At 37.8% G+C, this 23,463-nt stretch carries 27 protein-coding genes; 7 read left to right on the forward strand and 20 right to left on the reverse strand.

The features are described from left to right. Positions 1-448 precede the first annotated feature (448 nt). Together AC1D0Y_RS01100 and AC1D0Y_RS01105 are read right to left on the reverse strand one after the other, a co-directional pair. Positions 449-574: a hypothetical protein gene (locus AC1D0Y_RS01100; RefSeq protein ID WP_016765283.1), complete on the reverse strand. Its 126-nt coding sequence runs from the start codon at positions 572-574 to the stop codon at positions 449-451. 102 nt (positions 575-676) lie between these two features. Further along, the gene (locus tag AC1D0Y_RS01105) at positions 677-1,081 is read right to left on the reverse strand and encodes a secondary thiamine-phosphate synthase enzyme YjbQ (protein ID WP_028410928.1); all 405 of its coding nucleotides are present in this window, start codon (positions 1,079-1,081) and stop codon (positions 677-679) included. Between the two features lie 118 nt (positions 1,082-1,199). On the opposite strand from AC1D0Y_RS01105, the gene AC1D0Y_RS01110 reads away from it, so the two are divergent. Genes AC1D0Y_RS01110 through AC1D0Y_RS01120 form a run of 3 tightly spaced genes read left to right on the forward strand, consistent with a single transcriptional unit; the run spans position 1,200 to position 4,879 of the window. Beyond that, on the forward strand, positions 1,200-2,630 hold the full coding sequence (locus AC1D0Y_RS01110; protein ID WP_016765285.1) for a spore germination protein: 1,431 nt from the start codon (positions 1,200-1,202) through the stop codon (positions 2,628-2,630). A 21-nt stretch (positions 2,631-2,651) separates the two neighbouring features. Then, entirely contained in the window at positions 2,652-3,755 is a 1,104-nt protein-coding gene (locus tag AC1D0Y_RS01115; protein ID WP_477707302.1) for a GerAB/ArcD/ProY family transporter, read from the forward strand. After that, positions 3,752-4,879, forward strand: coding sequence for a Ger(x)C family spore germination protein (locus AC1D0Y_RS01120; protein WP_477707303.1), 1,128 nt, complete (start codon positions 3,752-3,754; stop codon positions 4,877-4,879). Before AC1D0Y_RS01115 ends, AC1D0Y_RS01120 begins: the two co-directional genes overlap by 4 nt. A 6-nt stretch (positions 4,880-4,885) precedes the next feature. On the opposite strand, the gene AC1D0Y_RS01125 is transcribed toward AC1D0Y_RS01120, so the two are convergent. After that, positions 4,886-5,254: a hypothetical protein gene (locus AC1D0Y_RS01125; protein ID WP_060747116.1), complete on the reverse strand. Its 369-nt coding sequence runs from the start codon at positions 5,252-5,254 to the stop codon at positions 4,886-4,888. Positions 5,255-5,485: 231 nt separating this feature from the next. Here AC1D0Y_RS01125 and AC1D0Y_RS01130 point away from each other — a divergent pair, with 231 nt between their 5' ends. Then, the gene (locus tag AC1D0Y_RS01130; RefSeq protein WP_013058688.1) at positions 5,486-6,088 is read left to right on the forward strand and encodes a DUF3885 domain-containing protein; all 603 of its coding nucleotides are present in this window, start codon (positions 5,486-5,488) and stop codon (positions 6,086-6,088) included. Positions 6,089-6,126: 38 nt separating this feature from the next. On the opposite strand, the gene AC1D0Y_RS01135 is transcribed toward AC1D0Y_RS01130, so the two are convergent. The 5 genes from AC1D0Y_RS01135 to AC1D0Y_RS01155 all read right to left on the reverse strand — a co-directional run bounded on the left by AC1D0Y_RS01135 (position 6,127) and on the right by AC1D0Y_RS01155 (position 10,032). Beyond that, positions 6,127-6,822, reverse strand: coding sequence for a hypothetical protein (locus AC1D0Y_RS01135; RefSeq protein ID WP_028410924.1), 696 nt, complete (start codon positions 6,820-6,822; stop codon positions 6,127-6,129). Beyond that, a complete protein-coding gene (locus tag AC1D0Y_RS01140) occupies positions 6,822-7,691 on the reverse strand; it encodes an ABC transporter ATP-binding protein (protein ID WP_098331948.1) in 870 nt (289 codons plus the stop codon). The genes AC1D0Y_RS01135 and AC1D0Y_RS01140 overlap by 1 nt, the downstream gene beginning before the upstream one ends. Beyond that, positions 7,688-8,056, reverse strand: a complete 369-nt coding sequence (locus AC1D0Y_RS01145) for a GntR family transcriptional regulator (RefSeq protein ID WP_013058691.1) — start codon at positions 8,054-8,056, stop codon at positions 7,688-7,690. Before AC1D0Y_RS01145 ends, AC1D0Y_RS01140 begins: the two co-directional genes overlap by 4 nt. A 105-nt stretch (positions 8,057-8,161) precedes the next feature. Continuing rightward, entirely contained in the window at positions 8,162-8,917 is a 756-nt protein-coding gene (locus AC1D0Y_RS01150; RefSeq protein ID WP_098331947.1) for an alpha/beta family hydrolase, read from the reverse strand. Between the two features lie 224 nt (positions 8,918-9,141). Continuing rightward, positions 9,142-10,032, reverse strand: coding sequence for a YitT family protein (locus AC1D0Y_RS01155; protein ID WP_013058693.1), 891 nt, complete (start codon positions 10,030-10,032; stop codon positions 9,142-9,144). Positions 10,033-10,290: 258 nt separating this feature from the next. On the opposite strand from AC1D0Y_RS01155, the gene AC1D0Y_RS01160 reads away from it, so the two are divergent. The 3 genes from AC1D0Y_RS01160 to AC1D0Y_RS01170 all read left to right on the forward strand — a co-directional run bounded on the left by AC1D0Y_RS01160 (position 10,291) and on the right by AC1D0Y_RS01170 (position 12,667). Then, a complete protein-coding gene (locus AC1D0Y_RS01160; protein ID WP_028410919.1) occupies positions 10,291-11,100 on the forward strand; it encodes a DUF4397 domain-containing protein in 810 nt (269 codons plus the stop codon). Beyond that, positions 11,097-11,720, forward strand: coding sequence for a class F sortase (locus AC1D0Y_RS01165; RefSeq protein ID WP_028410918.1), 624 nt, complete (start codon positions 11,097-11,099; stop codon positions 11,718-11,720). The genes AC1D0Y_RS01160 and AC1D0Y_RS01165 overlap by 4 nt, the downstream gene beginning before the upstream one ends. Positions 11,721-11,848: 128 nt before the next feature. Beyond that, on the forward strand, positions 11,849-12,667 hold the full coding sequence (locus AC1D0Y_RS01170) for a glycerophosphodiester phosphodiesterase family protein (protein ID WP_098579852.1): 819 nt from the start codon (positions 11,849-11,851) through the stop codon (positions 12,665-12,667). A 27-nt stretch (positions 12,668-12,694) separates the two neighbouring features. Here AC1D0Y_RS01170 and AC1D0Y_RS01175 read toward each other — a convergent pair whose 3' ends face one another. The 12 genes from AC1D0Y_RS01175 to AC1D0Y_RS01230 all read right to left on the reverse strand — a co-directional run bounded on the left by AC1D0Y_RS01175 (position 12,695) and on the right by AC1D0Y_RS01230 (position 22,936). Further along, complete coding sequence (locus tag AC1D0Y_RS01175) at positions 12,695-13,381, reverse strand: hypothetical protein (RefSeq protein ID WP_014458572.1); 687 nt, start codon at positions 13,379-13,381, stop codon at positions 12,695-12,697. Position 13,382: 1 nt separating this feature from the next. Further along, a complete protein-coding gene (locus tag AC1D0Y_RS01180; protein WP_028410915.1) occupies positions 13,383-14,225 on the reverse strand; it encodes an ATP-binding cassette domain-containing protein in 843 nt (280 codons plus the stop codon). A gap of 119 nt (positions 14,226-14,344) precedes the next feature. Beyond that, on the reverse strand, positions 14,345-14,854 hold the full coding sequence (locus tag AC1D0Y_RS01185) for a GNAT family N-acetyltransferase (protein ID WP_098249151.1): 510 nt from the start codon (positions 14,852-14,854) through the stop codon (positions 14,345-14,347). Between the two features lie 35 nt (positions 14,855-14,889). After that, entirely contained in the window at positions 14,890-16,095 is a 1,206-nt protein-coding gene (locus AC1D0Y_RS01190) for a TolB family protein (protein WP_060746803.1), read from the reverse strand. A 101-nt stretch (positions 16,096-16,196) separates the two neighbouring features. Further along, a complete protein-coding gene (yidC, locus tag AC1D0Y_RS01195; RefSeq protein ID WP_013058701.1) occupies positions 16,197-17,015 on the reverse strand; it encodes a membrane protein insertase YidC in 819 nt (272 codons plus the stop codon). Between the two features lie 505 nt (positions 17,016-17,520). Then, positions 17,521-18,900, reverse strand: coding sequence for a sucrose-specific PTS transporter subunit IIBC (locus AC1D0Y_RS01200; protein WP_060746804.1), 1,380 nt, complete (start codon positions 18,898-18,900; stop codon positions 17,521-17,523). Between the two features lie 178 nt (positions 18,901-19,078). Then, positions 19,079-19,906, reverse strand: a complete 828-nt coding sequence (locus tag AC1D0Y_RS01205; RefSeq protein WP_028410911.1) for a PRD domain-containing protein — start codon at positions 19,904-19,906, stop codon at positions 19,079-19,081. 37 nt (positions 19,907-19,943) lie between these two features. Then, entirely contained in the window at positions 19,944-20,441 is a 498-nt protein-coding gene (locus AC1D0Y_RS01210) for a PTS sugar transporter subunit IIA (protein ID WP_013084668.1), read from the reverse strand. 222 nt (positions 20,442-20,663) lie between these two features. Next, positions 20,664-20,876: a hypothetical protein gene (locus tag AC1D0Y_RS01215; RefSeq protein WP_081085303.1), complete on the reverse strand. Its 213-nt coding sequence runs from the start codon at positions 20,874-20,876 to the stop codon at positions 20,664-20,666. Positions 20,877-21,006: 130 nt separating this feature from the next. After that, entirely contained in the window at positions 21,007-21,633 is a 627-nt protein-coding gene (locus AC1D0Y_RS01220) for an FMN-dependent NADH-azoreductase (RefSeq protein ID WP_014458563.1), read from the reverse strand. A gap of 141 nt (positions 21,634-21,774) precedes the next feature. Next, entirely contained in the window at positions 21,775-22,230 is a 456-nt protein-coding gene (locus tag AC1D0Y_RS01225; RefSeq protein WP_028410910.1) for a hypothetical protein, read from the reverse strand. A gap of 160 nt (positions 22,231-22,390) precedes the next feature. Further along, a complete protein-coding gene (locus tag AC1D0Y_RS01230) occupies positions 22,391-22,936 on the reverse strand; it encodes a hypothetical protein (RefSeq protein WP_028410909.1) in 546 nt (181 codons plus the stop codon). Between the last annotated feature and the right edge of the window lie 527 nt (positions 22,937-23,463).

A 23,463-nucleotide genomic window follows, 5' to 3' on the forward strand; every position in this document is an offset into this window, starting at 1 on the left:
CTTTTAAAGACTAAGCGTATAGTTAGTATATCAAATGAAACTTTTTCTTCAAGGCTATACTAGCGGTAAAAAAGGAAATAGTATGAAACGATGCGTTTTATCTTTATTTCATACAATTTAGTACCCTAATATTTATTATATTAAACCTTTTAGGAAAATTGCTACTATTATATCTTTTTTTATAAAAAAAGATAGTAAGACATAACTAAATCAATCCAACCTAAAGACGAACAAGTGAGATAAATGATCTCGACTGCTTGTTGCATCGCTGTTGATCTCAGTGTAAGACTTCGTTTTCCGTCAGCGGCCGATGAGCCTGCTCGTCTACCTACACGAAACCTACGTCCACCCTACCAATGAAAAAATCCGAACGCGTTAAATTCTCAAGCAAGAATCAAACTCATTCGGATCTTCTTTCAATTAAAATAATTTTGTCTCTTCACTTTATTTATCGACACGTACTGTAATACTCATTGACAATGTCTAAAATAGTTGGGTATTCTTCCACCCATGTAAAATTTGTTTTTTCGTTTTCTTTTTTCACTGTTTCTTGTTCTGCACCGATCTTTTCCATTGTTCAATCTCTCCCTTTAACTGTTATATAACATTTATATTAACTAAACTTTGTTTTATAACAACTTTAAAAAGAAAGTTGGACAATGAGTATGAAAAAAAGTTATTGTAGGGATAAAATTTTCACATAATACGTACGAGTCCTTGGTCCATCAAACTCGCAAAAATAAATTCCTTGCCACGTTCCTAGCAGCAGCTGCCCATCGTGAATGATTATATGCTGAGAGGAGCCGACGGTGCTCGCTTTGAGATGCGCAGCCGTATTTCCTTCCATATGAAGATCTAACTTATGTTCCCAAGGATATACTTCATCGAAACGTCGGATCATATCGGTTTTTACATCCGGATCCGCATTTTCATTAATTGTTATACCAGCGGTTGTATGAGGACAGTAAACAACTACAGCCCCTTCTTTTAATCCTTCTGTTCTTATTAATGCTTGTACCTGACTCGTCACGTCAATCATTTCGTCACGCTTATTCGTTTTTAACGTAAATGAATGTAGCATACCATCACCTCTTTTCTTTACCATAACATATCTTTTCTATTCTTCCACATTTTTCGCATAACTCGTTTTCACATCGTAAACACTAAACTCATTAACACAACAGGCGGTGAGTTTATTTATGCTCGATTCAAAATTTCAGCCCAATGCAGACTACACCGTTCAAACGTTTCTAGATTTGGTGGGTCAAAATACAGATGTTGGTTCCAAAAAATTATGGCTTTCTCCCACAAAATATATATGTATTATTTATCTCCAAGGATTAGTAGACGGAGAAAAACTTGATAATCTTACTCAGCATGTTGTTGAGACAAAAGCAAAAAGTGAAACGCAAACACTCGATGACATCGATTCATTTATTTCTGTCATTAAAGACAAAGAAGTTTATACATACAAGCAAGCGATCTCGTGTTTTTTTAAAGGTCAGCCCTTGCTGTTCATTAGCGAAAGCACCACGGCATACTCGCTGAATATGTCTATGACCAAACAGCGCTCTTTAAGTGAACCTACAACAGAAAAAGTAGTGCGTGGCCCTAAAATTGCTCTTATCGAAAACTTAGATGAAAACCTTGGTCTTTTAAGGCAGCGTTCTACCGAAGAAGAAATGGTTATTGAAGACATTTATATTGGAAATACAAAGGAACATCGAACAAGTATCGTTTTTCATAATAAACACTGTCAAACTCACATCGTGAATCAAGTCCGAGAGAAATTATTAGACATTCCTTTAGATAACATTCAAGATTCAGGAATGATTGAAGAATTTTTAGAAGAAGCACCTTACTCACCGTTCCCTCAAGTACAAAATACAGAAAGACCGGATCGTGTTCTCGCTGCGGTGAATGAAGGGCGAGTAGCCATTTTAGTAGATGGCTCTCCTTTTGCTCTTTTAGTGCCTACAACTTTCGATATGATTATGAAATCACCCGATGATTATTACGAAAGATGGATAGCTGGTTCATTGCTAAGACTACTAAGGTACTTGTCTATTTTTATTACCCTATTCTTTTCAGCTATTTATATTTCACTGGTTTCGTTTAACCAAGGGCTGCTTCCGACTGAGCTAGCTATTACTATTGCTGCCACACGAGAAAACGTTCCTTTTTCTCCTTTTATCGAAGCAGTGGTCATGGAAGTGACGCTTGAATTATTACGCGAAGCCGGGCTGCGTCTCCCTACTCCTGTCGGACAAACAGTTGGACTTGTAGGCGGGGTTGTGATTGGTCAAGCAGCGGTGGAAGCTCATATCGTTAGCTCCGTTATGATTATTGTTGTATCTGTATCGGCAATTGCGTCCTTTACCGTTCCTCAGTACGGAATTGGCCTTTCGTTTCGAATTTTGCGTTTCGTATCTATGATGATTGCAGCAATCTTTGGACTATACGGAGTTACCATGTTTTTTCTTGTTCTCGTCATTCATCTAACCAAGCTCGAAAGTTTTGGTATGGCTTACTTCAAACCGTTTTTTGCGTTAAATAAAAAAGCGTGGAAAGATTCTTATATTCGTCTCCCAAACAAAAGTCTAAAACAGTCTAAAAATAAAGCCAAATAAAACTGACAAAAGGAGGACCATATGGAACAATCACAGTCACAATCAAGCAAGCTTCTTTCAGACTTTTATGCCATTTCAATTATCTCTTCAACCATGCTGGGCGTCGGTTTATTAACACTGCCAAGCAGCATTACAAACCAGACAAATAATGCAGACGGATGGATTGTACTTATTATGGACGGCCTTTTGTTTATTGGAATTGTTCTTTTTTTAGTCTGGATGGTTAAATATTTTACGATCAGCTGTATGTTTGACTTCACGCAAGAAGTAACCGGCAAGCTGATTGGAAATATCTTCAACTTCGCTATAGTCGTTTATTTCACATCTGTAGCAAGTTTTGAAGTAAGAGCTATGGCAGAAATGATCCATTTCTATTTACTGGAAACGATGCCCATTGAGTTAATTATCCTTTCGTTTATTTTGACAGGCGTCTATTTAATCACTGGCGGTATTAATTCTATTGGAAAAGTAATGGCCCTATGTTTTCCTGTCACGGTCATCATTCTTCTTATCTTATATCTTCTTAGTATCGGAATGGTCGATTTAAAAAACTTACAGCCCGTGTTAGCCGATGGATTCAGCCCGCTTCTTGCTGCTTTTACAACCGTCTCTGTTTCCTTTTTAGGGATTGAAACGATTGTATTTCTTCCAAAGCATATGAAAAACAAAAATCATTTACGAAAAGTTTCTATCATCGGATTTTCTATTCCTTTACTTTTATATATTATCACTTACGTATTAGTTGTCGGCGCGTTATCCGTTCCGGAGGTAAAAACGACCGTCTGGCCTACGATTGAATTTGTTCAGACGCATGAAGTAAAAGGAATTTTCTTTGAGAGGCTTGAATTATTTTTACTTATTGTCTGGCTTCTTCAGTTTTTTTTAACCTTTGTAATGTATTTCTTTTTAGCTGTTTCAGGATTAAAAAAGATTTTCAAAAACCGATCAACTACTAATATTATCTTTCTTGTGCCTGTTTTATTTATGAGCTCTTTAGCGCCCAAAACAGCAAGCGACGTGTCGAATTATTCAACTGTTCTAGGCTGGGCATTTTTAGTGACATTTTTGGTTATCCCTCTTTTTTTCAGCATGTTAATGAAAATAAAAAAGGTTGTGTTCAAATGACGAAAAAATGTCTTCCTGTCGTGATGACCATTTTTTTATTATGCGGCTGTATGAGCCATCGAAATATTGAACAACTTGCTCTTGTTATAGGAGTGGCAATGGATATTACACCGAAAATCGAACCAAAAACAGGAAAAAATCAGCTTGTGCTGACTCATCAAACGTTAACCGAAACGGAATCCGGAAATATGTCCTCTTCCATTCCATACAAAAACATTACAACCGCTGGCCCTACAATTCATGAAATCACGCGAAATATTTCGCTGAAATCTGATCCTATATACAGCCAGCATCAGCGAGCACTTTTAATAGGAGAAAAAGCGAGCAAGACCATCCCTCTTGATGCGCTTATCAATCAGTTTGTACGTGATAATGAAATACGGCGCAGCAGCCTTGCCTTTGTTACAAAAGGCGATGCTAAAAACGTTTTAACGATTCAAGGAATGTCTGTACCGCCTGTAAACTTAATTTACGAGCTTGTTTACAATAAATTCAAAACGAATAAAATTCTAAATCCCCTAACGATGGGAGAGCTATCGGCTAAGTTAAAAACAGATCAAAGCTTTTTAATACAGCGGCTTTCTAAAATTAAAAACAGCGTTGAAATAGACGGCGCGGCAATCATAAAAGATAAAAAAGCAAAATTCACCTTAACTCAGCACCAAGTGGAGGCTTTAACGTGGTTAACGGGGAATATTAAAGGCGGAATTATTTACGGCAAACACGGTCCATACCCCTTTTCCTATGAAATTGGAGATGTTCAACAAGATGTGAAGGCCCGCATTGATTCAAATCACTCCGTTCATTTTGACATCAACGTTCAAACAAGCGGCAGGCTATCAGAAGATTGGGAGACTTCAAAACAGGCTCTTGCCGCCTCTAATGTAAAGAACACCGAAAAAAAAATAGAAAAAATTATTCGAAAAGACGCAGAAAAAACAATCCGCTTATTGCAAAACAACTACAAAGCTGATGTGATTGACCTGCATGATTACGTACGAATTCATCACCCTCATTTTTGGAAAAAACATCAGCATGAATGGGATGAAATATTTAGCCGGTCGACAATCGACTATCATGTTCATGTTCAAATTAAAGATTTTGGAACACAGGGCAGAGATTAGCTCTTATTACTCAACGCCAGCTTCAGTCAGCTCTTTTTTCTTTAGTTCCATAATCGTGAACTTATCGGTATAGTTTTTGCTGACGAACAGCTGGCGTTCATCGTCGTTATTAAAATAAAATTTTTTATCATCTTGATATTGAAAATTCACTTTCTTCTTTTTCATTTGCTTAATAAACGTTAAGTAGTCATTTGAATGAATGAGATACCTTTTAGGCTTATCGGATATTTGAACAACATCTTCACCCGAAGATTTTAATTTTACAATACTCCATGCAATAGGAAGAGGATTACCTTCTTGAAAGATCGTTTTGTGAAAAATGAGCACAAAGAAAGCAGCTGTAATAATTGAAATAAGAACAAGCTGTTTTTTCACCGTATTATCATCCTTTCTTCACGTCGTTACTACGTTAAGTAATACGACAGGCGTATGAAAAAACCTGTTCATCCGCAAAGGTTGTGTAAAGAAATAATGCAAAATCAACAAAATATAACAGTTTGGTTACCTTTTGATTAAATAACATTACTTCTTTACAAATTTAGCTAATCACGTGATAGACTAAACTCAACATATTAAGTCAGGACTAAACTAAATGAGGTGTTGCGTATGACTACAATGCGGCTTCAATCATACTTAACAACAATGTTTCCAAATGTTCAAATGAAAAGACCTCTTTTTTATAACGCGCCGGCAGGCATCCGCTTTACGCTTACCAATCAAAAAGGCGTATGGGAACGAGAATACATGAAAAATGTGTACGCACGCGCTTATGAAATTTTTGAGACACTCCATGAAAAAAATGATGAGCTGTTACTTGTTTTCAAAGCGAATGCTGCACAGGATGATTTACTTTTAAAAAAGAAAAAAGAAACAGCTATTAAAAAATTCATTCGCTCTCGCCTGAAGAAACAAGAAGTTCAATCCGTAGCATTATTAAATAACGCTGAGTATATTATTGCCTGCAAAACAAATGATGTGAAAGAAAAGCTTCTTTTGCAATCAATTGCTAACCGTGATCTTCATATTCATCCGGCTATTGAAGAAGAGTGTTACATTGTGAATTTGAATAAAGAAACCATCTTCCACCTATACGACGAGCGCGGACTGGACATTGTATCGAACAATCAGTCTTCTCTTCAACTTCTTCAGCAAAAGTTTCACGACTGGATTCTAGATATTGATGCAGCTTGTTCAAAAAAAGTACAATAAAAAAGCAATCATTCAGTAAAGGAATGATTGCTTTTTTATTAGGCTTGATGGACAGGAGACGCTTTTTTTAAAAACAGCCAGTTGATAAGAAAGAATAGGAAGCTTGTGATAACCATTGTTCCGAATGTAAGTAACAACGACCCGTTCGAAAAGCTTTTTATAAAATGAATAACCGGTTCTTTTGTCACTGGAATGGTAAATAGTAAGATTAAAACAGCACCGGTGATCATCCCTCCTGTTTGCCCGAATTTATAAACGATGCTGCCGAGCAAACATGCTGCTGCTGTAATAAAAAAGATAAATACAGCGTCCGTTAAAAAATGAATAGCGACAGTAGGGTCATGAAAGATAAAGTCACTCGCATAATAAAGCTGAACATTCATTAAATTCAAACTATTAATCACCTTTATTGAAATGCTCATGATCACAACATTGATAAGTGACATTACAATTGCAAATAAAGCAAAAACACAGGTCATCGTTAAAAGATATGCTTTACGAGTAGCTCCTAACTTTAAGCAAAAGGAGAAACTTTTTCGAATGATAATAAAACTTACAATACCTGAAAAGATGTACTGCGGCATGCTTGTTACTAATAGGAGATGCTCATTCACCTGACTGAAAACTAAAATATCTACTACAACAAAAGCTAACAGAATCGTCCAAAAGCGAATCATTAAATACTTTAGTTCAACGTAGAGCGAATAACTAATGGCGGCAAACTGTCCTTTCATTACGCTACACCTCCACGATTTGCTGTAAGATAAATCATAATATCCTGTATGTGAACAGCTTCTACATGAAATGAACTGTCGATAAGCTCCTCAGCATAAATATCTTCGTTAAAGAGCACTATTTTTTTCTCTCCTCCGAATACTTGTTCATGGATTACTTGCTTTCCTTTTTCATATTCTTCAATTTGACTTTTAGGTCCTTTCACACTTACACAGCGCTGCTGCAAATTTTCTGCCGTATCTTGAAGAATCAGCTTTCCTTTTTGCATAATAAGTACTTCTTCAAATAAATTACTTACCTCATCAATTAAATGCGTTGAGATAATGAACGTGCGTGGATATTCTTCATATTCATCCAATAAAAGCTCATAAAAACGCGCTCGCATAGCAGCATCAAGCCCAATATAAGGTTCATCAAAGATTGTGATGCTCGTTCGAGAAGATAGCCCAACAATAATTCCTAATGCTGATTCCATACCTTTAGATAATGCTTTCACTTTCATATTACAATCTAAATCGAACTCTTCCATCAGCCTCTCAGCAGCTTCTTGGCTCCAATAAGGATAAAAAAGTGACGCAATTTTTAGCACGTCTTTGACTTTTAATGTTTTTTTGAAATTTCCGTTTTCGTTAATTAAGCAGATGTTTTGCAAAACAGAGCGGTTTTCAAATGGAGATTGATTTCCTACTTTTACTTCTCCTGTCGTAACTGGAATATGCCCGGCTACAATTTGCATCAGAGTCGTTTTGCCCGCTCCGTTTCTACCTAGCAACCCGTATATTTTATTTTGTGCTAGCGTAAGTGAAATGTCTTTTAACACTTGTTTAGATCCATAGCATTTATTTAACAGCTGCGCTTCTATATTCATTTTATTTCCCCCTTGTCTAACAGCTCTTTTAACTCGTTTACCGTAATCCCCAAATGCTGTGCTTCTTTTTTCAGGGGAACGATAAAACGGTTATAAAATTCTTCTTTTCTTTGTGTAAGCAATACTTCTTTGGCGCCCGCACATACAAACATCCCTATCCCTCTCTTTTTATACAATATTCCGTGGTCAACTAGCTGATTAATCCCTTTAGCTGCTGTTGCAGGGTTAATGCGATACATTTTGGCAAATTCATTCGTAGACGGTACTCTTTCTTCTTCTGGAAAAGCATCATTCAAAATATTCTCTTCGATGGTTTCTTTGATTTGTTGAAAAATTGGTCGCTGATGATCTAATGATTGTTTCATTTTGACTACCTCACTTAAGTGGTTCATTACTCATGTAACTAACTATATAACTAACTGGTTATTTTTTCAAGTTTTATTTCCAAAAAAAATAAAAAAGTCCGTCAGTTAGTTACTGGCGGACTTTTTTATTTGACTGTTTAACCACTTGACCGTTCTTTTTACTAGCTCATCCTGCTGCTCTTTAGGGGAAATACTGGCTTTGTTGTCGCCTTTTTGTTTCCCGTACATTCCAAACTGTGCGTGATTAGCTCCTTTTACTTGAACCAGCTCCGTATTTTTTGAAAGTAAATGCTTGGTTTCTTTAATTTTTTCAGGCGTCGACAAACCATCTTTTTCACCGGTTAAAGACAAAATAGGATAAGTGGAAGTTGAAAAATTATTTTTATTCATCGGATACGATGCTAAAAGAACTAAGCCTTTTATTGAGTTTTGATGATCATACGCATAAGAGGCTGCACTCACTCCTCCAAGGGAATGCCCTCCGATAAACCATGCGGAAATCTTCGGATAGCTCTTCACAATATCCGTCGCTTTGTTTTGACTAAAAAAACTCATATTAAACGGAGAATCTACAACAGCAACAAGATATCCTTCATTTGCAATTTGCTGAGCATAATAGCCATATGCTAACGGTTCTACTTTAGCACCTTGATAAATAATATAGCCGGCTTTTATCTCTTTGTTCGTTTGAGGCTTGAATACGTAATAATTGTCTTTCTTCACTACTTTTTTCTCATCTACTAGTGAGTGAAGCTGCTTTGAAGGTTCATAATCAAAACCTGACCATATGACAAAAAAAGCCACGGTTACCGCAACAAGAACGGCAAGACCGACTCCTACTATTTTTAACGTTTTTTTCATGTCACTCCCTCTTTCTGTTTTTTTACTATGTACTCTTTTTATATCTTTTAGACATTTTACATGTTTGTTTTAAAGATATACAAGAAAAAAGAGAGGTTCGATATGCCCAAAGCAGGACGCAGCAGAAGTGACATAAACCACTCCATATACTCGAAACAAAAAGAGAAAATTAAAAAGGCTGCTGCATGTAATAACGGGACAGCCTTATTAGCAGACAACCTTCACTAATGAATATCTCGTTTCTTAAATCTCCCTCCTCTAACTTCAGCAATAGCTGCTACGGCAAAAAAAGCAGATGGATCTATTTCATCGATAATCGCTTTTAGCTTTGCTTCTTCAAGCCTGGTAATTACACAAAAAATGACTTTTTTATCATCTCCCGTATACGCCCCTTCCCCATTTAAATACGTGACGCCTCTCCCTAAACGAGCAAGAATTGCTTCGCCAATTTGTTCATATTGTTCGCTGATAATCCAAGCTGACTTAGACTCATCTAACCCTTGAATCACAATATCAATTGTTTTAAAAGCAATGAAATAAGCCATTAAAGAATACATAGCGCGATCCCAGCCAAATACAAAACCGGCACTTCCCAAAATAAATAAATTAAAAAACATAATCGTCTCACCTACGGAGAAAGGCGTACGTTTATTAAATAAAATAGCTAATATCTCGGTGCCGTCTAGCGAACCTCCGTACCGAATAACAATTCCTACTCCCACACCTAGAACAATTCCGCCAAACACAGTGGCTAAAAGAGGATCACCTGTTAAGACCGGCAAGTCGTGAAAAATAGAGGTAGCAATGGATAGAATGATAACACCTAAAAGCGTAGATAGCGCAAATGTTTTCCCAATTTGCTTGTATCCAATAAAAAAGAATGGAAGATTTAATACGAAGATATAAAAGCCGATTTGAACATCCGTTAAGTGGGATAAAATAATAGATATACCTACAATTCCACCGTCAATAACCTCATTAGGGACAAGAAAAAATTCTAGCCCGACGGCCATTAAAAGGGCTCCCACTAAAATAAACAGCATGCGCTTTACAATCATTTTAGCTGATAGCGAACGATGAACAACCTTTTTTATTTCATGATTCGTTTGCAGCACATAACTTCCCCTCCTTTTGTAATAGAGACATCAACTACTAATCAAACCCTTTTTTTAATATTATCACAAAATTCAAACTATTTACCTGGCCTTTTACAAAAATTTCATCTAATGAAATAAATTATGCATATATTGGATAAAATTGTAGATGATAACAAGTGAATAAATGCCCGAGTACGTTCAAAAGTGAATGAATGCTCACCACTTTTCATACGGGACTAACAGGACAAACTTAGATTAAAAGGAGAGTAAAACGTTATGAACCGTGTAAAGATTATTGCTGCTTCTTTACTCGCAGTTTTATTGCTAGCTTTTTCAGATAGTTTCACTTCTGCAGCTGTGCAGGAGGCGATGATACGAGTTGTGCATGCGTCACCTGATGCACCTGAAGTAGATATATATGTGGACAATCAAAGCATCGTAGTCGGCGCATCGTTTAAAGATGTGACAGATTACCTTAAAGTACCTGCGGGGTCTCATAAAATAGAGGTATATGCCATAGGTACAAAAGGAAAAGAAAAACCTGTCATTTCCACTAATGTAACCGTCGAAGCAAACAAGGCCTATACTCTTGCTGCTATTAACCAAGTTGCACACTTGGAATTAAAAGTAGCTCAAGATGATATGAACGTAGCTAAAGGAAAGAGTAAAATTCGAATTGCTCACTTTTCTCCAGATGCTCCCGCTGTTAATGTAGGTATTAATCACGGCCCTACTTTGTTTAAAGACACTGCTTTTAAACAAATGACAAATTATTCTGAAGTAGATGCCGGAACCTATGATTTAACCATTGCAACTAGTCAAGACAACAAAAAAGTACTGGACATTCCAAACCTTAATTTAGAAGCTAACACGGTCTACACGGTGCTCGCTATTAACAAAGCCGACAGTCTTGAAACGCTTTTATTAAAAGATAATACGGCTATGCCTTCCGAAATGCCAAAAACAGGTATGGGCGGTGCTTCACAGGATAATTATAATTCAATTGTGCCAGTTCTTACTTTATTAGGAATTGGAGCAGTCGCTATATTTGTTGTTCGTCGTCACAGAGGATACGAAAGCGAATGAAATGGATAGGAGGGGTTTTCACCTTTTCTTTGATACTATTCATGAGCAGCTGGTTTGCCCAATCAGCAATTGCAAACGGCTCGACGGATTTTGTTGTGAAGATGGCTGAAACAAAATCAGCTCAATCCTTGCAATCTTCAGGAACTGCTTCTACGCCTCTTCCATCTCAGCTTATTATTCCGAAGCTTCATATTAAGGCTTTTATAAAAGGAATGGGCCTTACTAACCAAGGTGAAATGAGCGTTCCTGATAATGGTCATGATGTAGCTTGGTTTAAGCTTGGAGCAAGACCCGGAGAGGAAGGAAATGCGGTCATTGCAGGACATGTTGATGATCAAAAAGGACCCGCTATCTTCTATCATCTCGACAAGCTCACAAAAGGAGACGAAATTTTTGTAACCGATCAGCAAGGGGATCAGCTGACCTTCGTTGTTACGAATAAAGCTTCTTATCCCCGAGATTCTGCTCCTATCAGAGAGATTTTCGGTCCAACTTTTCAACACCAGCTTAATTTAATCACCTGTACGGGAACGTTTGATCATAAACAGAAAACTCATGAGCGCAGGCTCGTTATTTATACAAGCCTCCGTCCGGAAAAAACAGCCGATGTTTCTCACTAAACATCGGCGTTTATTACTTTTAATTACATACTGGTTCGTTTTATTTAAATATTTACACAGCCTTAATATGAACACAACATCTCACTAGTAAACTAATGCACGACCCCTCAATAAAAAGGAGTTTTGATATGAGACGAAAATGGTGGTTTGTAAGCTCACTCACTCTTTGTTTATGCGGCATTTTTATGTTTATACATACGCAGGCAGCTTCTACTCAAGCAGAAAACGTAGCCATTATTGCTCATCGAGGCGCATCAGGATACGAGCCAGAGCATACGATGCAATCTTATCTCGCGGCCGTTCAACAAAAAGCGGATTACATTGAACTTGATCTTCACATGTCTAAAGATCAGCAGCTTGTAGCAATTCATGACTACAAAGTTGATCGAACGACAAATGGAACAGGATATGTAAAACAGTATACAGTGAAGCAGCTTCAGCGTTTGAACGCAGGAAAAGGTAATAAAAAAGCCGTCATTCCCACTTTAGAAGAAATATTCCGTACGTTTGGCAATCGAACAAACTATTATATTGAAACAAAATCTCCTCATGAATATCCAGGTATGGAAAAGGAATTGCTGACGCTGATGGCTAAGTACAACATTCATACCAATCACGTCATTGTACAATCATTTAGTCCTGAAAGCTTAAAAACCGTCCATCGATACCGACCTACTATGAAACTAATTCAACTGATTCGTTCTAAGCAAACCAATATGTTAACAGATCAGCAGTTCAGACAAATCAAAACGTACGCGAACGGCATCGGTCCTAATGCAAACACGCTGACAAAGTCATATGTACAAAAAGCTCGCTCATATGATTTAGACGTTCATCCTTATACAGTAAATGATGAAAAGCAAATGAGAATGCTTATCGAGTGGGGCGTAACCGGCATGTTTACTAATTACCCGGATCGTCTTTATAACGTGCTTCATAATAAATAAACACTTGCCGCGGCAAGTGTTTATTCTTTATACATCTCTTCTATTCGCTCTCCACAAGTACAGGCTAATTAATGCTATGGCATAAAGCAAAGCCCAGCCAAACACCAAAAATTTGTTTAATCCTTCGTTAATAAATTGAATGATTGCAGATACGGGCGGCAATACATACAGCAGCAGTCCCCCTCCTTGATACGGAAATGAAACGCCTGCCGCTGCAAGCGTAACGATTAAAATAAAGAGAGGTCCAAACCACGATAAGCTGCCTTCTCTTACAACATCTCTTGTGAAAACAAGGCCTATGCTCATACCAAGCAAACTAAACGTCCAGTGAATAATAAACCCGAACACCATTTGCTTAGTGGATATATCCACTTCAAACATATCAAGCAGCACGGGATAAGCAATGGAAACCGCTGATAAAAATGTAAACAGCAGCATACAGCTAATAAGCTTGCTTATAAAGTACTTGTTCTTTTTCCCTACATGAAGTTTTGTAATAACTTCTTGACTGGAATCTTCCGCGTGAAACAGAGACATCGTAAACCAAGTGGTTAGAAAAAAGAGGAAAAGTGCCGTATTAAAAAAGCTATCAAGCACCGGGTTCGGTCTATATGTATAGTTCATACACAGCGAAATAATATAAAGTGCAAGCGGCGGAATATATCGATACGATTTAATGTATGTAATAAAATGATAGCGAATCAATGCACCCATCTTAAATTTCTTCCCTTTCCATATGATATAGCTTTACAACTTCAGCTTGAACAGCAAGCAATTCTGCAAGAAACTCATTTACATATTTTTTATCTATATAAAAAATCCAGTAGTTTCCGTGCTGTTCAATTTTCGTGCACTTTTCTTTTAATAAACGAAGCGGCTTATTGAGAATGACATTTGCCTCAATGACCGTTAAATGCTCAATGAGTTGAACGCGCTCATTTTTTAAAATACGCTGTGAGCCAATGGTGATAACACGATCCGCTACAGCATGAATGAGCCTTTCTTCATGACACGTAAATACAATAGTCATCCCTCGTTCTTTGAGCTTTGTAAAAATTCGTTCTACTTCTAGCTGAGCACGAGCATCTAATCCTGATAGAGGTTCATCAAGCAATAGCAGCTTAGAAGAACTCAGCAGCGCTTGCATCATGTTGACTTTTTGCTTCATTCCTTTTGAAAAAGAAATGATTTCTTCATGCCTAAACTCTACCATTTCGAAAGTTTCGAGCAGCTCTTCAATTCTAGAGGTGCGCTTTTTCTTAGACAATCCTTGAATTCGTCCCATGTGCTGCAAATAACCTGCTAGCGTAAAACGGAGCTCCTGAGGAAATTGTTCCACCACAAATCCAGGCGTACCGGTTTCTTTATGAAGGTGAATTGTCCCTTTAGTCGGTTTCGATAATCCGCCAATTAACTTTAAAAACGTACTTTTTCCGGCACCGTTTTTTCCAACAATCGCGACAGTCTCTCCTTTATAAAGGGTCGTGTGAATGTTTTCTAATACGGTATGTTTTTTGTATACTTTTGCAACATTTTTTAATTCAATCAGTTTTTCCATCTGCTGCCTCGCCTCTCCATAATCCTATATGTTAAATCATAGCATATTTATGGGGAATGTGCTTCCATCTCTATACGTTTCAGCTAAATTTTTCCCGTACAAAAAAGCCTTTGATATGATCAAAGGCTTTTTATAAACAATACCATATGCTCTTCATCGATAAATTCACCATCTACTTGAAGAGCTCTTTTTTCATACGCATAAGAAGTAAAACCGAGGCTTTTGTATAGGGCTTTTGCTCCTTCATTTTTAGCAGCGACGGCCAGGTAGATTTGCAAAACATTCGTTTTGGAAAAAGCTTGTTCAACAGCGGTTTTTAACAGCTTCTTTCCAAGACCTTTCCCCCTTGCTTCAGGGGCTACGTACATCCCCCAAATATCTCCTTTATGCTGAACTTTTAAAGGCTTTTGCTGCTGAAACCCCACGATCCCCACAAGCTGTTTTTCCATAAAAGCTCCTACTACAAATTCTGATTGGCTGCTTGGAAAATAATTTCGGATATCAGCAATTTCTTTTTCATATTCTTCTTCATAACTTAAAATAAAACTTTCGGGATGATCTTTTAAAGCACGAAGACGGAGTTCAAAGTACACGTCAGCGTCTTCTTTTACCAACAAACGTATATTCATTTTTTCACCTTAGTTTCTTATGTTTTAATTAGCTATTAAGGGCTGTACACGCTAAATACTTCATTCCACCGATACAGCTCATAATAATTTCCCGGCAGGTCTAAGCCTGAAATAAGTACCTTATCATTTTTCGTATCTTTTACGCGTGTTAAAAGATTTGCTTGTTTTCGATTTGTACGAATCCACATCGTTTGATTCGTTGCTTTATGATAAACAGGTGCATAATCTCCTAAGCCTTTTTGCGGAAATGTGAACTGACTTTGCTTATTAGTCTTTACGTTCATGCTATACAAAAAAGGCAGTGGCCTCTTTTTTTCATCATTCGACCACCCTGCTTCAGGCACACGTGAAATGATGATGTTATCTTTTTCTGTCCAAGTAAAATCCCAATCTGCGAAGCCTTTTGGAGTAAACACATGTTCTTTAAAAACCGGCATCTCTTTTAAAGTGAACTTTTTATTTTCAGTGGCAAATCTTCCTTCCCCATTAATAAATGCCAGTACTTGCTCTTCATTACTCCACTTAAACCAATTAGATACATTAAGCATATCTCCCACTACTTGAAAAGCTTTTCCTTCTTTTGTAATGATGCACAGCTTATTTGCATCTGCAGACATCGAAGCCGTTGGAATAGCGATAAAACTAATCCATTGACCGTTAGGAGACCATTTGAAGCTGCTTGTTGTATACGCAAAAAACGAATCATTTTCTGCTGGCAGCGTCGTAAAAGCCTCCACTTTTTTTACGTCTAACCCTGCATATTTGCTCACTGTATATAGCTTTACCGGTCCCCATCCCGTGGGCGTCAGCGCAGCAGCTGACGTAATTAAAAATCGATCTCCTTCTGGAAACCATGAAAACTGATCAACTCCTACGGCTACACGCTTCTTTTCATGCGTTTTAACGTTGTAATATACTAAGATTCCATTCGAAATATACGCAAGTTCCTCAGCAACCGGTGACCATTGATAATGAGTCACATCATGTTCAACTAGTAGCGGTTTTCCTTTTAACGGTGCAATCATTAAAGAATCATTTTCTGAATAAGCAACTATATCTCCATGTGATGACCATTGAGGCATAGAGGCATGACGGGCATAGGATAACTGCCTTTCGGTACCGTTATCATATATCCATAGGTTTCCTTGCCGTATAAAACTGACCTTCACTGTAGTGGCAGCATTTATTTGCATAGGGAACAACATAAGAAAAAGCAGACATAACGCTATTTTTTTCACCATGTTCACTCCTGTCTTTTTTTATAGCGTTACACAAATCTCCTCATCTCATCACATTTTTGAAAAAATAAAAAAGCGCAGCGAATAGCTGCGCTTTTTGTATATTATGATTTTGACTTAGATTTTGGTGATGGCTTTGTTTTAGCTTGTGCTGTATTATTAGCCGCATCTTTTTCTTTCAATAAACTCATACGTTTTTTCAAATAGTAACCTTGTCCAATTCCGAATAAGTTACCGATTACCCAGTATAATGCAAGAGCAGATGGAAGTGAAATCCCTGCTACTAAGATGAAGATTGGCATAATGTTCATCATCATTTTCATTGGAGGTTGAATTTCATCCGTCATACTTACACGAATTTGTAAGAATGTCGTAATCGCTGCAACTACCGGTAAAATGAAGTAAGGATCGGGTTTCCCTAAACTTACCCATAAGAATGAATGCTGCGCAATTTCATGCGTTCTTGCAATGGCATTATAAAACGCGATAATAATAGGCATTTGAATAAAGATTGGCAAACATCCGCCAACCGGATTAATTTTATGCGTTTGGTAAAGCTGCATCATTTCTTTTTGCTGCTTTTGCTGTGTTTCAGGATCTTTTTTACCAGCATATTTCTTTTGAATCTTTTCCATCTCTGGACGAAGTGCTTGCATAGCCATCGTGCTCTTTTGCTGCTTTAAAATAAGCGGCAATAGAACTAAACGAATGATAACCGTCGCAATGATAATAGAAAGACCATAGCTTCCGCCTGCCCATTCAGCAATTTTCGTTAATGCCATAGATAAAGGGTAAACAAAATAATGATCCCAGAACCCGCCGCTTGTTGCGGTTACTGGTGTTTTCGTGCTGCTACAGCCGGCTAGAGCTAAAAGAAGCGCTCCCATTAAACCAAGCAATAATAATTTTTTATTTCTTTTCATATTCTTTCCTCCTAATAATGACTAAATGTATGAAGTGTTTTTCAGAAGGAAAGGATCTTCTTCATCATTATTCTTCTCTTTAACTGGTGTTTTTCTATACACATGTATAAATACATTTCGTCTTTTCCATATTGTTAATACTGAAGGGTCAATCCCTGCATTCACATGGTCGGTGACAGGTTCCGCATGAAAAGCCGTAAACCTAGCTTCACGAAGCATATAATAACAAAGGATGTATAAAACGAAAGCAGATAAATACGGCGCATATAGAAAAAGATCGTGATAAAATTCCATGTGCCAGCTCTCTTTCTGACTATAATAGTACAATCCAATATATGTAGTGTAGCATTTACGTTCCTGTTACACAACATCAACTTATCTCTTTGACTGTTCTACGTATTACTTTTTAAAAAGTTTCATATTTACGACACAAAATTTGCTCACCATAAAATATGATGAGCAAATCTAATACCGTTCTCTATTCTCTTATGCTTACCGATGGTTCTCAGTCTTCTTTTAGCTTCATGAACCATGTAACGCCGAATGCTACACCTACAGAAATAATCATACCAATGATATAGTGAATTAAATTACTCATACCAAGCGGTGCAGCAATGGCCATCATTGGAATGCCTGTGAGGCCGTATGCGTTGGCTACTACGTGCATAAGTACAACGTAGCCTCCCCCGGCTGCTCCGCCTATAGCCGCAGCAATAAATGGCTTGCGAAGTCTTAAATTGACGCCGAAAATAATTGGTTCTGTAATTCCTAAGAAGGAAGAAATAGCCGCTGGAATCGCAATTTTTTTCGTTTTGGCATTTTTCGTCTTAAAGTAAACAGCCAGCCCTGCTCCTCCTTGCGCCACATTCGCGCAGGCCCAAATAGGAAGTAAGAAGTTAACGCCGATCTTCGGATTAGCAAGCAGTCCTGCTTCAATAGCATGAAAACTATGCTGCAAGCCTGTTAATACAATGGTCGAATATAAGCCACCAAACAAAATTCCTGCAAACACTCCGGCTACATCGTATAGAGACTGAAGGCTGATTGAAATTAAATCTCCAATATAGCGACCGAAAGGACCAATAAACACAAGTGACACAAAGCCTGTGATAATAACAGTTAAAAAAGGCGTAACAAGTAAATCAACCGAATTCGGCACAATTTTCCGGAGTCCCTTTTCAATTTTGCTCATAACGTAGATAGCCAATAAAATCGGAACGACCGTACCTTGATAGCCAATCAGCGGAATACTTAAACCAAACAAATCCATATATTCTGGCTTAGCATCTGCTAATGTCCACGGATTTAATAACATCGGATGCGTTAAGATCCCTCCGATAACCGCTCCCAGATAAGGATTTGAACCAAATTCTTTTGCAGCTGAAAACCCGATTAAAATCGGTAAAATGATAAATGCTGCGCCTGAGAACATATCCAACAACACAAACAACGCGCTATCTTCTGAGACCCAGTGGAACGCTTTCATCATCCCGAGCAGCCCCATTAGTAAACCACTGGCTACAATGGCTGGAATAATCGGAACAAAAATGTTGGAAAGCATGCGAGCAAAACGGGCAAATGGGTTCATTTTCTTTTTCATTTCGTCTTGATGATCCGCTGGGACAGCAGCTTCTTCAGCGCCTAGTTCTTTCATAAAAGCAGCGTGAATTTTATTAACGAGACCGGTTCCAAAAATGATTTGAAACTGTCCTGAATTTGAAAAAGCCCCTTTTACATCTTCTATTTCATCTAAACCTTTTTGATCGATTTTGCTTTCATCTCGAATAACAAGGCGCAAACGCGTAGCACAGTGCTGAGCACTAGCAATATTTTCTTTTCCTCCTAAAAGCGGAACAAGCTTTTTAGCAATTTCTTTTACGTCCATCTTACTTCCTCCTTGTTGTATGTCATAAAAAAAGCAAGACCTAAAATACGCTTATAAAAGACATACTTGTCCTTCATGCGCATTCTAGGTCTTGCCTGCTTTACCAGTCACAATCCCGATTATTCAATTAATACGCTTTCATTGTACTCAAAGCAACAATATTCGTCAATGTTTTTTTCTATATTCTTTGCTCTATTCGGCAAATGTGAAGCGTGATATATCCTAGCTCCGCTTCTGGAAAATTAATTTCGTACTCATCTTTGACAAATTGCTTGATCGTTTCAGCACACTGATACGATTTTTTATATTTGACTTTTAATACGTCAAGCATCTCTTCATCCATCTCATGAAAAGGTTCATTTTGCGCTAAACGGTTTAACGCAAAGCGCAAGTGAGTCAGCAGCCGCTGATAGGACATGCTGTTTTCATCAATCTCCATATTCAGCTCTTTTTTTATAATCGTAACCATTTCATTAATAATCGTTGTATTCATCATGAGCTGCTGCATGCCCGGTGAATTCAGTTTCGCCGTATGAATATGAAGCGCAATATACCCTGCTTCGTCAATCGGCATCGTGATATCTAGTCTCTTTTTGATATGCTGAAGCGCCCATACTCCTATTGCATACTCAGGCTGATAGAGAGATTTAATTTCATTAAGTAATTTATTTTGTATGGAAATTCCGCGGGCTATCCTTTCGACAGCAAAGGACAAATGATCGCTCAAAGCAATATGCACATGATGACTTAGCGTCGCAGAAAGCTGCTGCTCCGCATACGAAATGATTTCTTCCGCCACTTGAATATGCTCCTCAGGAAGGTTTTTTAATAGTTCTTGAAACTTTTCCTGTTCTTCTTTCATGACAAAGACTTTCTCCACTTTCGCAGCATTAATAAGATCATTTTTGCCTTTTTGAAAAGCGATACCGGGACCCATCGCAATCTTTTCAACTCCGCCTTCTTTAAAGACAACGGCATTGTTATTTAATACTTTTAAAATCTTCAAATGCGCTCTCCTTTCTTAAAGGAAAAGGCCTTGCTTATTACTTCATCGTTACTTTTGCACAAGCCGTTTCGCCTTTTTGAACTGTCCCTTGAGCCAAAATTTCGAAACTTTCACTTGCATCACTGTTTGTAATAACGATTGGTGTGATAATGCTTTTCGCTTTTTCTTGAATAAGCGCTAAATCAAATGTGATAAGAGGTGTTCCTACGCTTACTTTGTCACCTTGTGCCACGTGAGCTTCGAATCCTTCGCCTTCCATTGCCACTGTTTCAAGGCCGATATGTATTAATACTTCCGTACCGGCTTCTGTTTTTAAGCCTACCGCGTGTTTTGTATGGAAAAGCTGAACAACTTCCCCAGCAACAGGTGAAACAACTTGTCCTTCTGAAGGTTCGATTGCAAAACCGTCTCCCATCATCTTCTGTGCGAACACTGGATCTGGTACTTCGCTGATTGGCAGGATATTACCTGAAAGCGGAGCTAGAACGGTTGTTTCTTTTGATTTTGTCTTATTACCAAATAATTTTTTAAACATCTCAATCACCCTTTTTTAGATTGTACTTGTAGCATACCCCAATGATTCTGCGGAAAAACTTCCCCTATCCCGATGTTACGTTAACATGGTCATTATTTAACCATGCTTTTTTTGTCTTGTAAATAAAAATGTATGAGCGTTTTCATAAAAAGTGCGTTCTCTATGCCGCACTTCATGTAACCCTTTATACATCTTCTGAAGAGTGGATATTGAATTTTAAACCTAAAAAAGAGGTTGAGACATAAACAAATGAATCCAATCTAAAGACGAACAACTCGTATACATGGGCCGAACCGCTTTTGACACCGCAGTTGATTTCCGTGCAAGACTTCGCTTTCCGAGGGGGGATGCTGAGCCTCCTCGTCGCATACGCTCCTGTGGGGTCTCGCCTATTCCGCTTTTCCCGCAGGAGTCTTCGGCTTGCCCTCCAATCAACTGCTAGAAAGACTTACAAACATGAAACCTACGTTCACCGTAACAAAAAAAACGAACCACTAATCAAATATCTTGATCAGTGGTTCGTTTTTCACTTCGTCTAAAATCCTTTTGTCCCAGCCTTTTGAGATTAGAACGTTGACGCAACTTCTTTTGCTTTTTCAGATGCTTTTGCCAGAATATTGTCTGCTTCTGCTGGTGTGTAAGCCATACCTTCTGCAACAACCAGTTGGAAATCTTGAACCCCAATGAAGCCCATCACTGTACGTAAATAGCTTTGAGTAAATTCTAGCTCTGCTGCAGGGCCTTCTGAATAAACCCCTCCACGAGCTTCTAGTAACACTACTTTTTTATCTGAAGCTAATCCTACTGGACCATTTTCAGTATATTTAAACGTTTTTCCTGCAATTAAAATGTTATCAATATATGCTTTCATTAGTGGAGGAAAGCTTAAGTTCCACATTGGAGCTGAGAAAATAACTTTGTCAGCTTGTAAAAATTGCTCTACTAATTCACCCATACGCGTTACTTTTTCTAATTCAACAGCTGATAATTCTTCACCAGCTCCAGCTTTTCCCCATGCTGCTAAAACATCTCCATCAATGAACGGAACTGTTTCTTTATACAGATCAAGCGTTGTCACTGTATCAGTAGGGTTTGCTGTTTTATACTCATCTAAGAAAACCTGTGCTAAACGAGTTGAAAATGATGCTTCATCAACCTGCGGATTTACTTTTACATATAATACATTTGCCATAAATGTCATCTCCTAAAAAGTGTATATTATTATTAATTCGAGATATTACTAAACAAATTATCTTTAATTCGAGATTTATTATATAACGTCATTTTTTATGCGTCAACCTTTTCGCACAAAAAAAACTCCGCAAGCGGAGTTTTATACACATTGAAATTCTCGAATTTGATTTACATCTACCCCAGCATACACCCAGAAAGATCCTGTCCAGCGATATCCTGCAACTGAGCGTCTGCCTACAAAGGTTGGGTAAAACCAGTAAGGCCGACCATTTCTCGGCCATATATAGGTATATCGGTATAAGCATCCTGAAATAGCGCCTGGGTCAACAGCATAAAGTGATGGACCTCCTGAACCTAGCTTTGGTGCAGGTGTAAAAGCTGGCGGTGGACTTGAAGGCGGCTGAGCCCCTCCCTGTGGCGGAAACCCTTGGCCCCCTCCTCCAGGTGGCGGCGGTGGAAATCCTTGACCTCCTCCTCCAGGTGGAAACGATGGAAACCCCTGGCCTCCTCCTCCAGGTGGAAACGATGGAAACCCTTGGCCTCCTCCAGGTGGAAACAAATTTTGAAAACGTGGATCGTATTGATATGGATACATACGCACTCCCCCTTTATAATGCTTGGTACGTTACAATATGCATCATAATGAAGATAGGTGAATGTCTACTTTTACCTTCTATAGACTAGTTAAACGATGTTAAACTTGGTAAACTTAAAGGGGAGTCTTATCGGAGGAAATAATAAATCCAACACGGAAACTACTTGCGTGTTGGATCTGCTTGAGGAAAATATTTTTCAATAAAATTATACAGCCAAAATACGGTAATCAAAATAGGAGCTATCAGAAAAGGATGTTGAATCCACATTTTTACCAGTACCTTTTCAAATGACGGAATCGATTTTAACACTTGAAATAACGAACTTCCGCTAAAAATAACGCTCGTTCCTATCAATAAAAAAGATAGCCAGTTAAATTGTTCCATCCACATGCTCATAGAGATATAAAAACTAACACCCGTTCCTATGCCTCCCATTATTCCACTTAACATACTTTTTACCGAAAAAGGAATCCCTACAAACCATCCGGCTCCTAGTCCTGCACACCCTGCTAAAATGCTAGAAAAAAGCAGCGGCTGCTCAAGCCAGAGACATGCATTCACTCCAACCACTAAGGTGACATGTATTCCTACGTGAAGGGAAATTCTTTTGCCAACAGGCTCTGAAACATAATGATAGTAGCGCCCGCTATAAAAAATTGTCCACCATAATAATAAAAATGCTGTCACACTTGCCCCTATAATCATAAACACACCTCTCTACGTTATGATTCTATTAATCTCTATCTATTATTTTCCTAATATCCTATGTCTCTGATTCGGTAATCTATCCATATACCTTCCATACGTTCGTTCATCAGCAAGAAAGTCGAATATAATTATATTCTTGTCTCAACTGTTTACTTGTGGGAGTGCTAAGAAGTTGAATGTCTGCATGTAGAAAAAGATAGTGTAGAACACTTTCTCTTATCTTTACTATTATTCATATGTATAGCTTGCTAGATTTAGTCCTCGCAGTTTAGAATTTTTCAGTCGTTCATATGAAACTATTTGCCCTTTCTTTCGTTATATATATACACGTTTCTTTATCTTTTCACGTGCAAAAAAAGATAAATTCCTATAGTATGTTTTCATATTAACCTTTAAGGAGATAAAGAAGATGAATTGAATAAATCCCTGCAAATAGAGTTTTTAGAAAAAAGAAATTGTTATCATTTCTCCTATTTATGTTATAGAATAATTCATGTATAATAAAAGGCTGTATGGTAACGCAG

The organism is Priestia sp. P1_B12_1 (assembly GCF_056406695.1).

Excerpts from the sequence above, each read along its gene's own strand:
- AC1D0Y_RS01190 (WP_060746803.1), bottom strand. The coding sequence starts at position 16,095 with ATGGTGAAAAAAATAGCGTTATGTCTGCTTTTTCTTATGTTGTTCCCT.
- AC1D0Y_RS01220 (WP_014458563.1), bottom strand. The coding sequence starts at position 21,633 with ATGGCAAATGTATTATATGTAAAAGTAAATCCGCAGGTTGATGAAGCA.
- yidC (WP_013058701.1), bottom strand. The coding sequence starts at position 17,015 with ATGAAAAGAAATAAAAAATTATTATTGCTTGGTTTAATGGGAGCGCTT.
- AC1D0Y_RS01120 (WP_477707303.1), top strand. The coding sequence starts at position 3,752 with ATGACGAAAAAATGTCTTCCTGTCGTGATGACCATTTTTTTATTATGC.
- AC1D0Y_RS01185 (WP_098249151.1), bottom strand. The coding sequence starts at position 14,854 with ATGAATATACGTTTGTTGGTAAAAGAAGACGCTGACGTGTACTTTGAA.
- AC1D0Y_RS01100 (WP_016765283.1), bottom strand. The coding sequence starts at position 574 with ATGGAAAAGATCGGTGCAGAACAAGAAACAGTGAAAAAAGAAAACGAA.
- AC1D0Y_RS01225 (WP_028410910.1), bottom strand. The coding sequence starts at position 22,230 with ATGTATCCATATCAATACGATCCACGTTTTCAAAATTTGTTTCCACCT.
- AC1D0Y_RS01150 (WP_098331947.1), bottom strand. The coding sequence starts at position 8,917 with ATGAAAAAAACGTTAAAAATAGTAGGAGTCGGTCTTGCCGTTCTTGTT.
- AC1D0Y_RS01210 (WP_013084668.1), bottom strand. The coding sequence starts at position 20,441 with ATGTTTAAAAAATTATTTGGTAATAAGACAAAATCAAAAGAAACAACC.
- AC1D0Y_RS01230 (WP_028410909.1), bottom strand. The coding sequence starts at position 22,936 with ATGATTATAGGGGCAAGTGTGACAGCATTTTTATTATTATGGTGGACA.
- AC1D0Y_RS01110 (WP_016765285.1), top strand. The coding sequence starts at position 1,200 with ATGCTCGATTCAAAATTTCAGCCCAATGCAGACTACACCGTTCAAACG.
- AC1D0Y_RS01165 (WP_028410918.1), top strand. The coding sequence starts at position 11,097 with ATGAAATGGATAGGAGGGGTTTTCACCTTTTCTTTGATACTATTCATG.
- AC1D0Y_RS01135 (WP_028410924.1), bottom strand. The coding sequence starts at position 6,822 with ATGAAAGGACAGTTTGCCGCCATTAGTTATTCGCTCTACGTTGAACTA.
- AC1D0Y_RS01145 (WP_013058691.1), bottom strand. The coding sequence starts at position 8,056 with ATGAAACAATCATTAGATCATCAGCGACCAATTTTTCAACAAATCAAA.
- AC1D0Y_RS01200 (WP_060746804.1), bottom strand. The coding sequence starts at position 18,900 with ATGGACGTAAAAGAAATTGCTAAAAAGCTTGTTCCGCTTTTAGGAGGA.
- AC1D0Y_RS01115 (WP_477707302.1), top strand. The coding sequence starts at position 2,652 with ATGGAACAATCACAGTCACAATCAAGCAAGCTTCTTTCAGACTTTTAT.
- AC1D0Y_RS01170 (WP_098579852.1), top strand. The coding sequence starts at position 11,849 with ATGAGACGAAAATGGTGGTTTGTAAGCTCACTCACTCTTTGTTTATGC.
- AC1D0Y_RS01180 (WP_028410915.1), bottom strand. The coding sequence starts at position 14,225 with ATGGAAAAACTGATTGAATTAAAAAATGTTGCAAAAGTATACAAAAAA.
- AC1D0Y_RS01140 (WP_098331948.1), bottom strand. The coding sequence starts at position 7,691 with ATGAATATAGAAGCGCAGCTGTTAAATAAATGCTATGGATCTAAACAA.
- AC1D0Y_RS01105 (WP_028410928.1), bottom strand. The coding sequence starts at position 1,081 with ATGCTACATTCATTTACGTTAAAAACGAATAAGCGTGACGAAATGATT.
- AC1D0Y_RS01175 (WP_014458572.1), bottom strand. The coding sequence starts at position 13,381 with ATGGGTGCATTGATTCGCTATCATTTTATTACATACATTAAATCGTAT.
- AC1D0Y_RS01160 (WP_028410919.1), top strand. The coding sequence starts at position 10,291 with ATGAACCGTGTAAAGATTATTGCTGCTTCTTTACTCGCAGTTTTATTG.
- AC1D0Y_RS01130 (WP_013058688.1), top strand. The coding sequence starts at position 5,486 with ATGACTACAATGCGGCTTCAATCATACTTAACAACAATGTTTCCAAAT.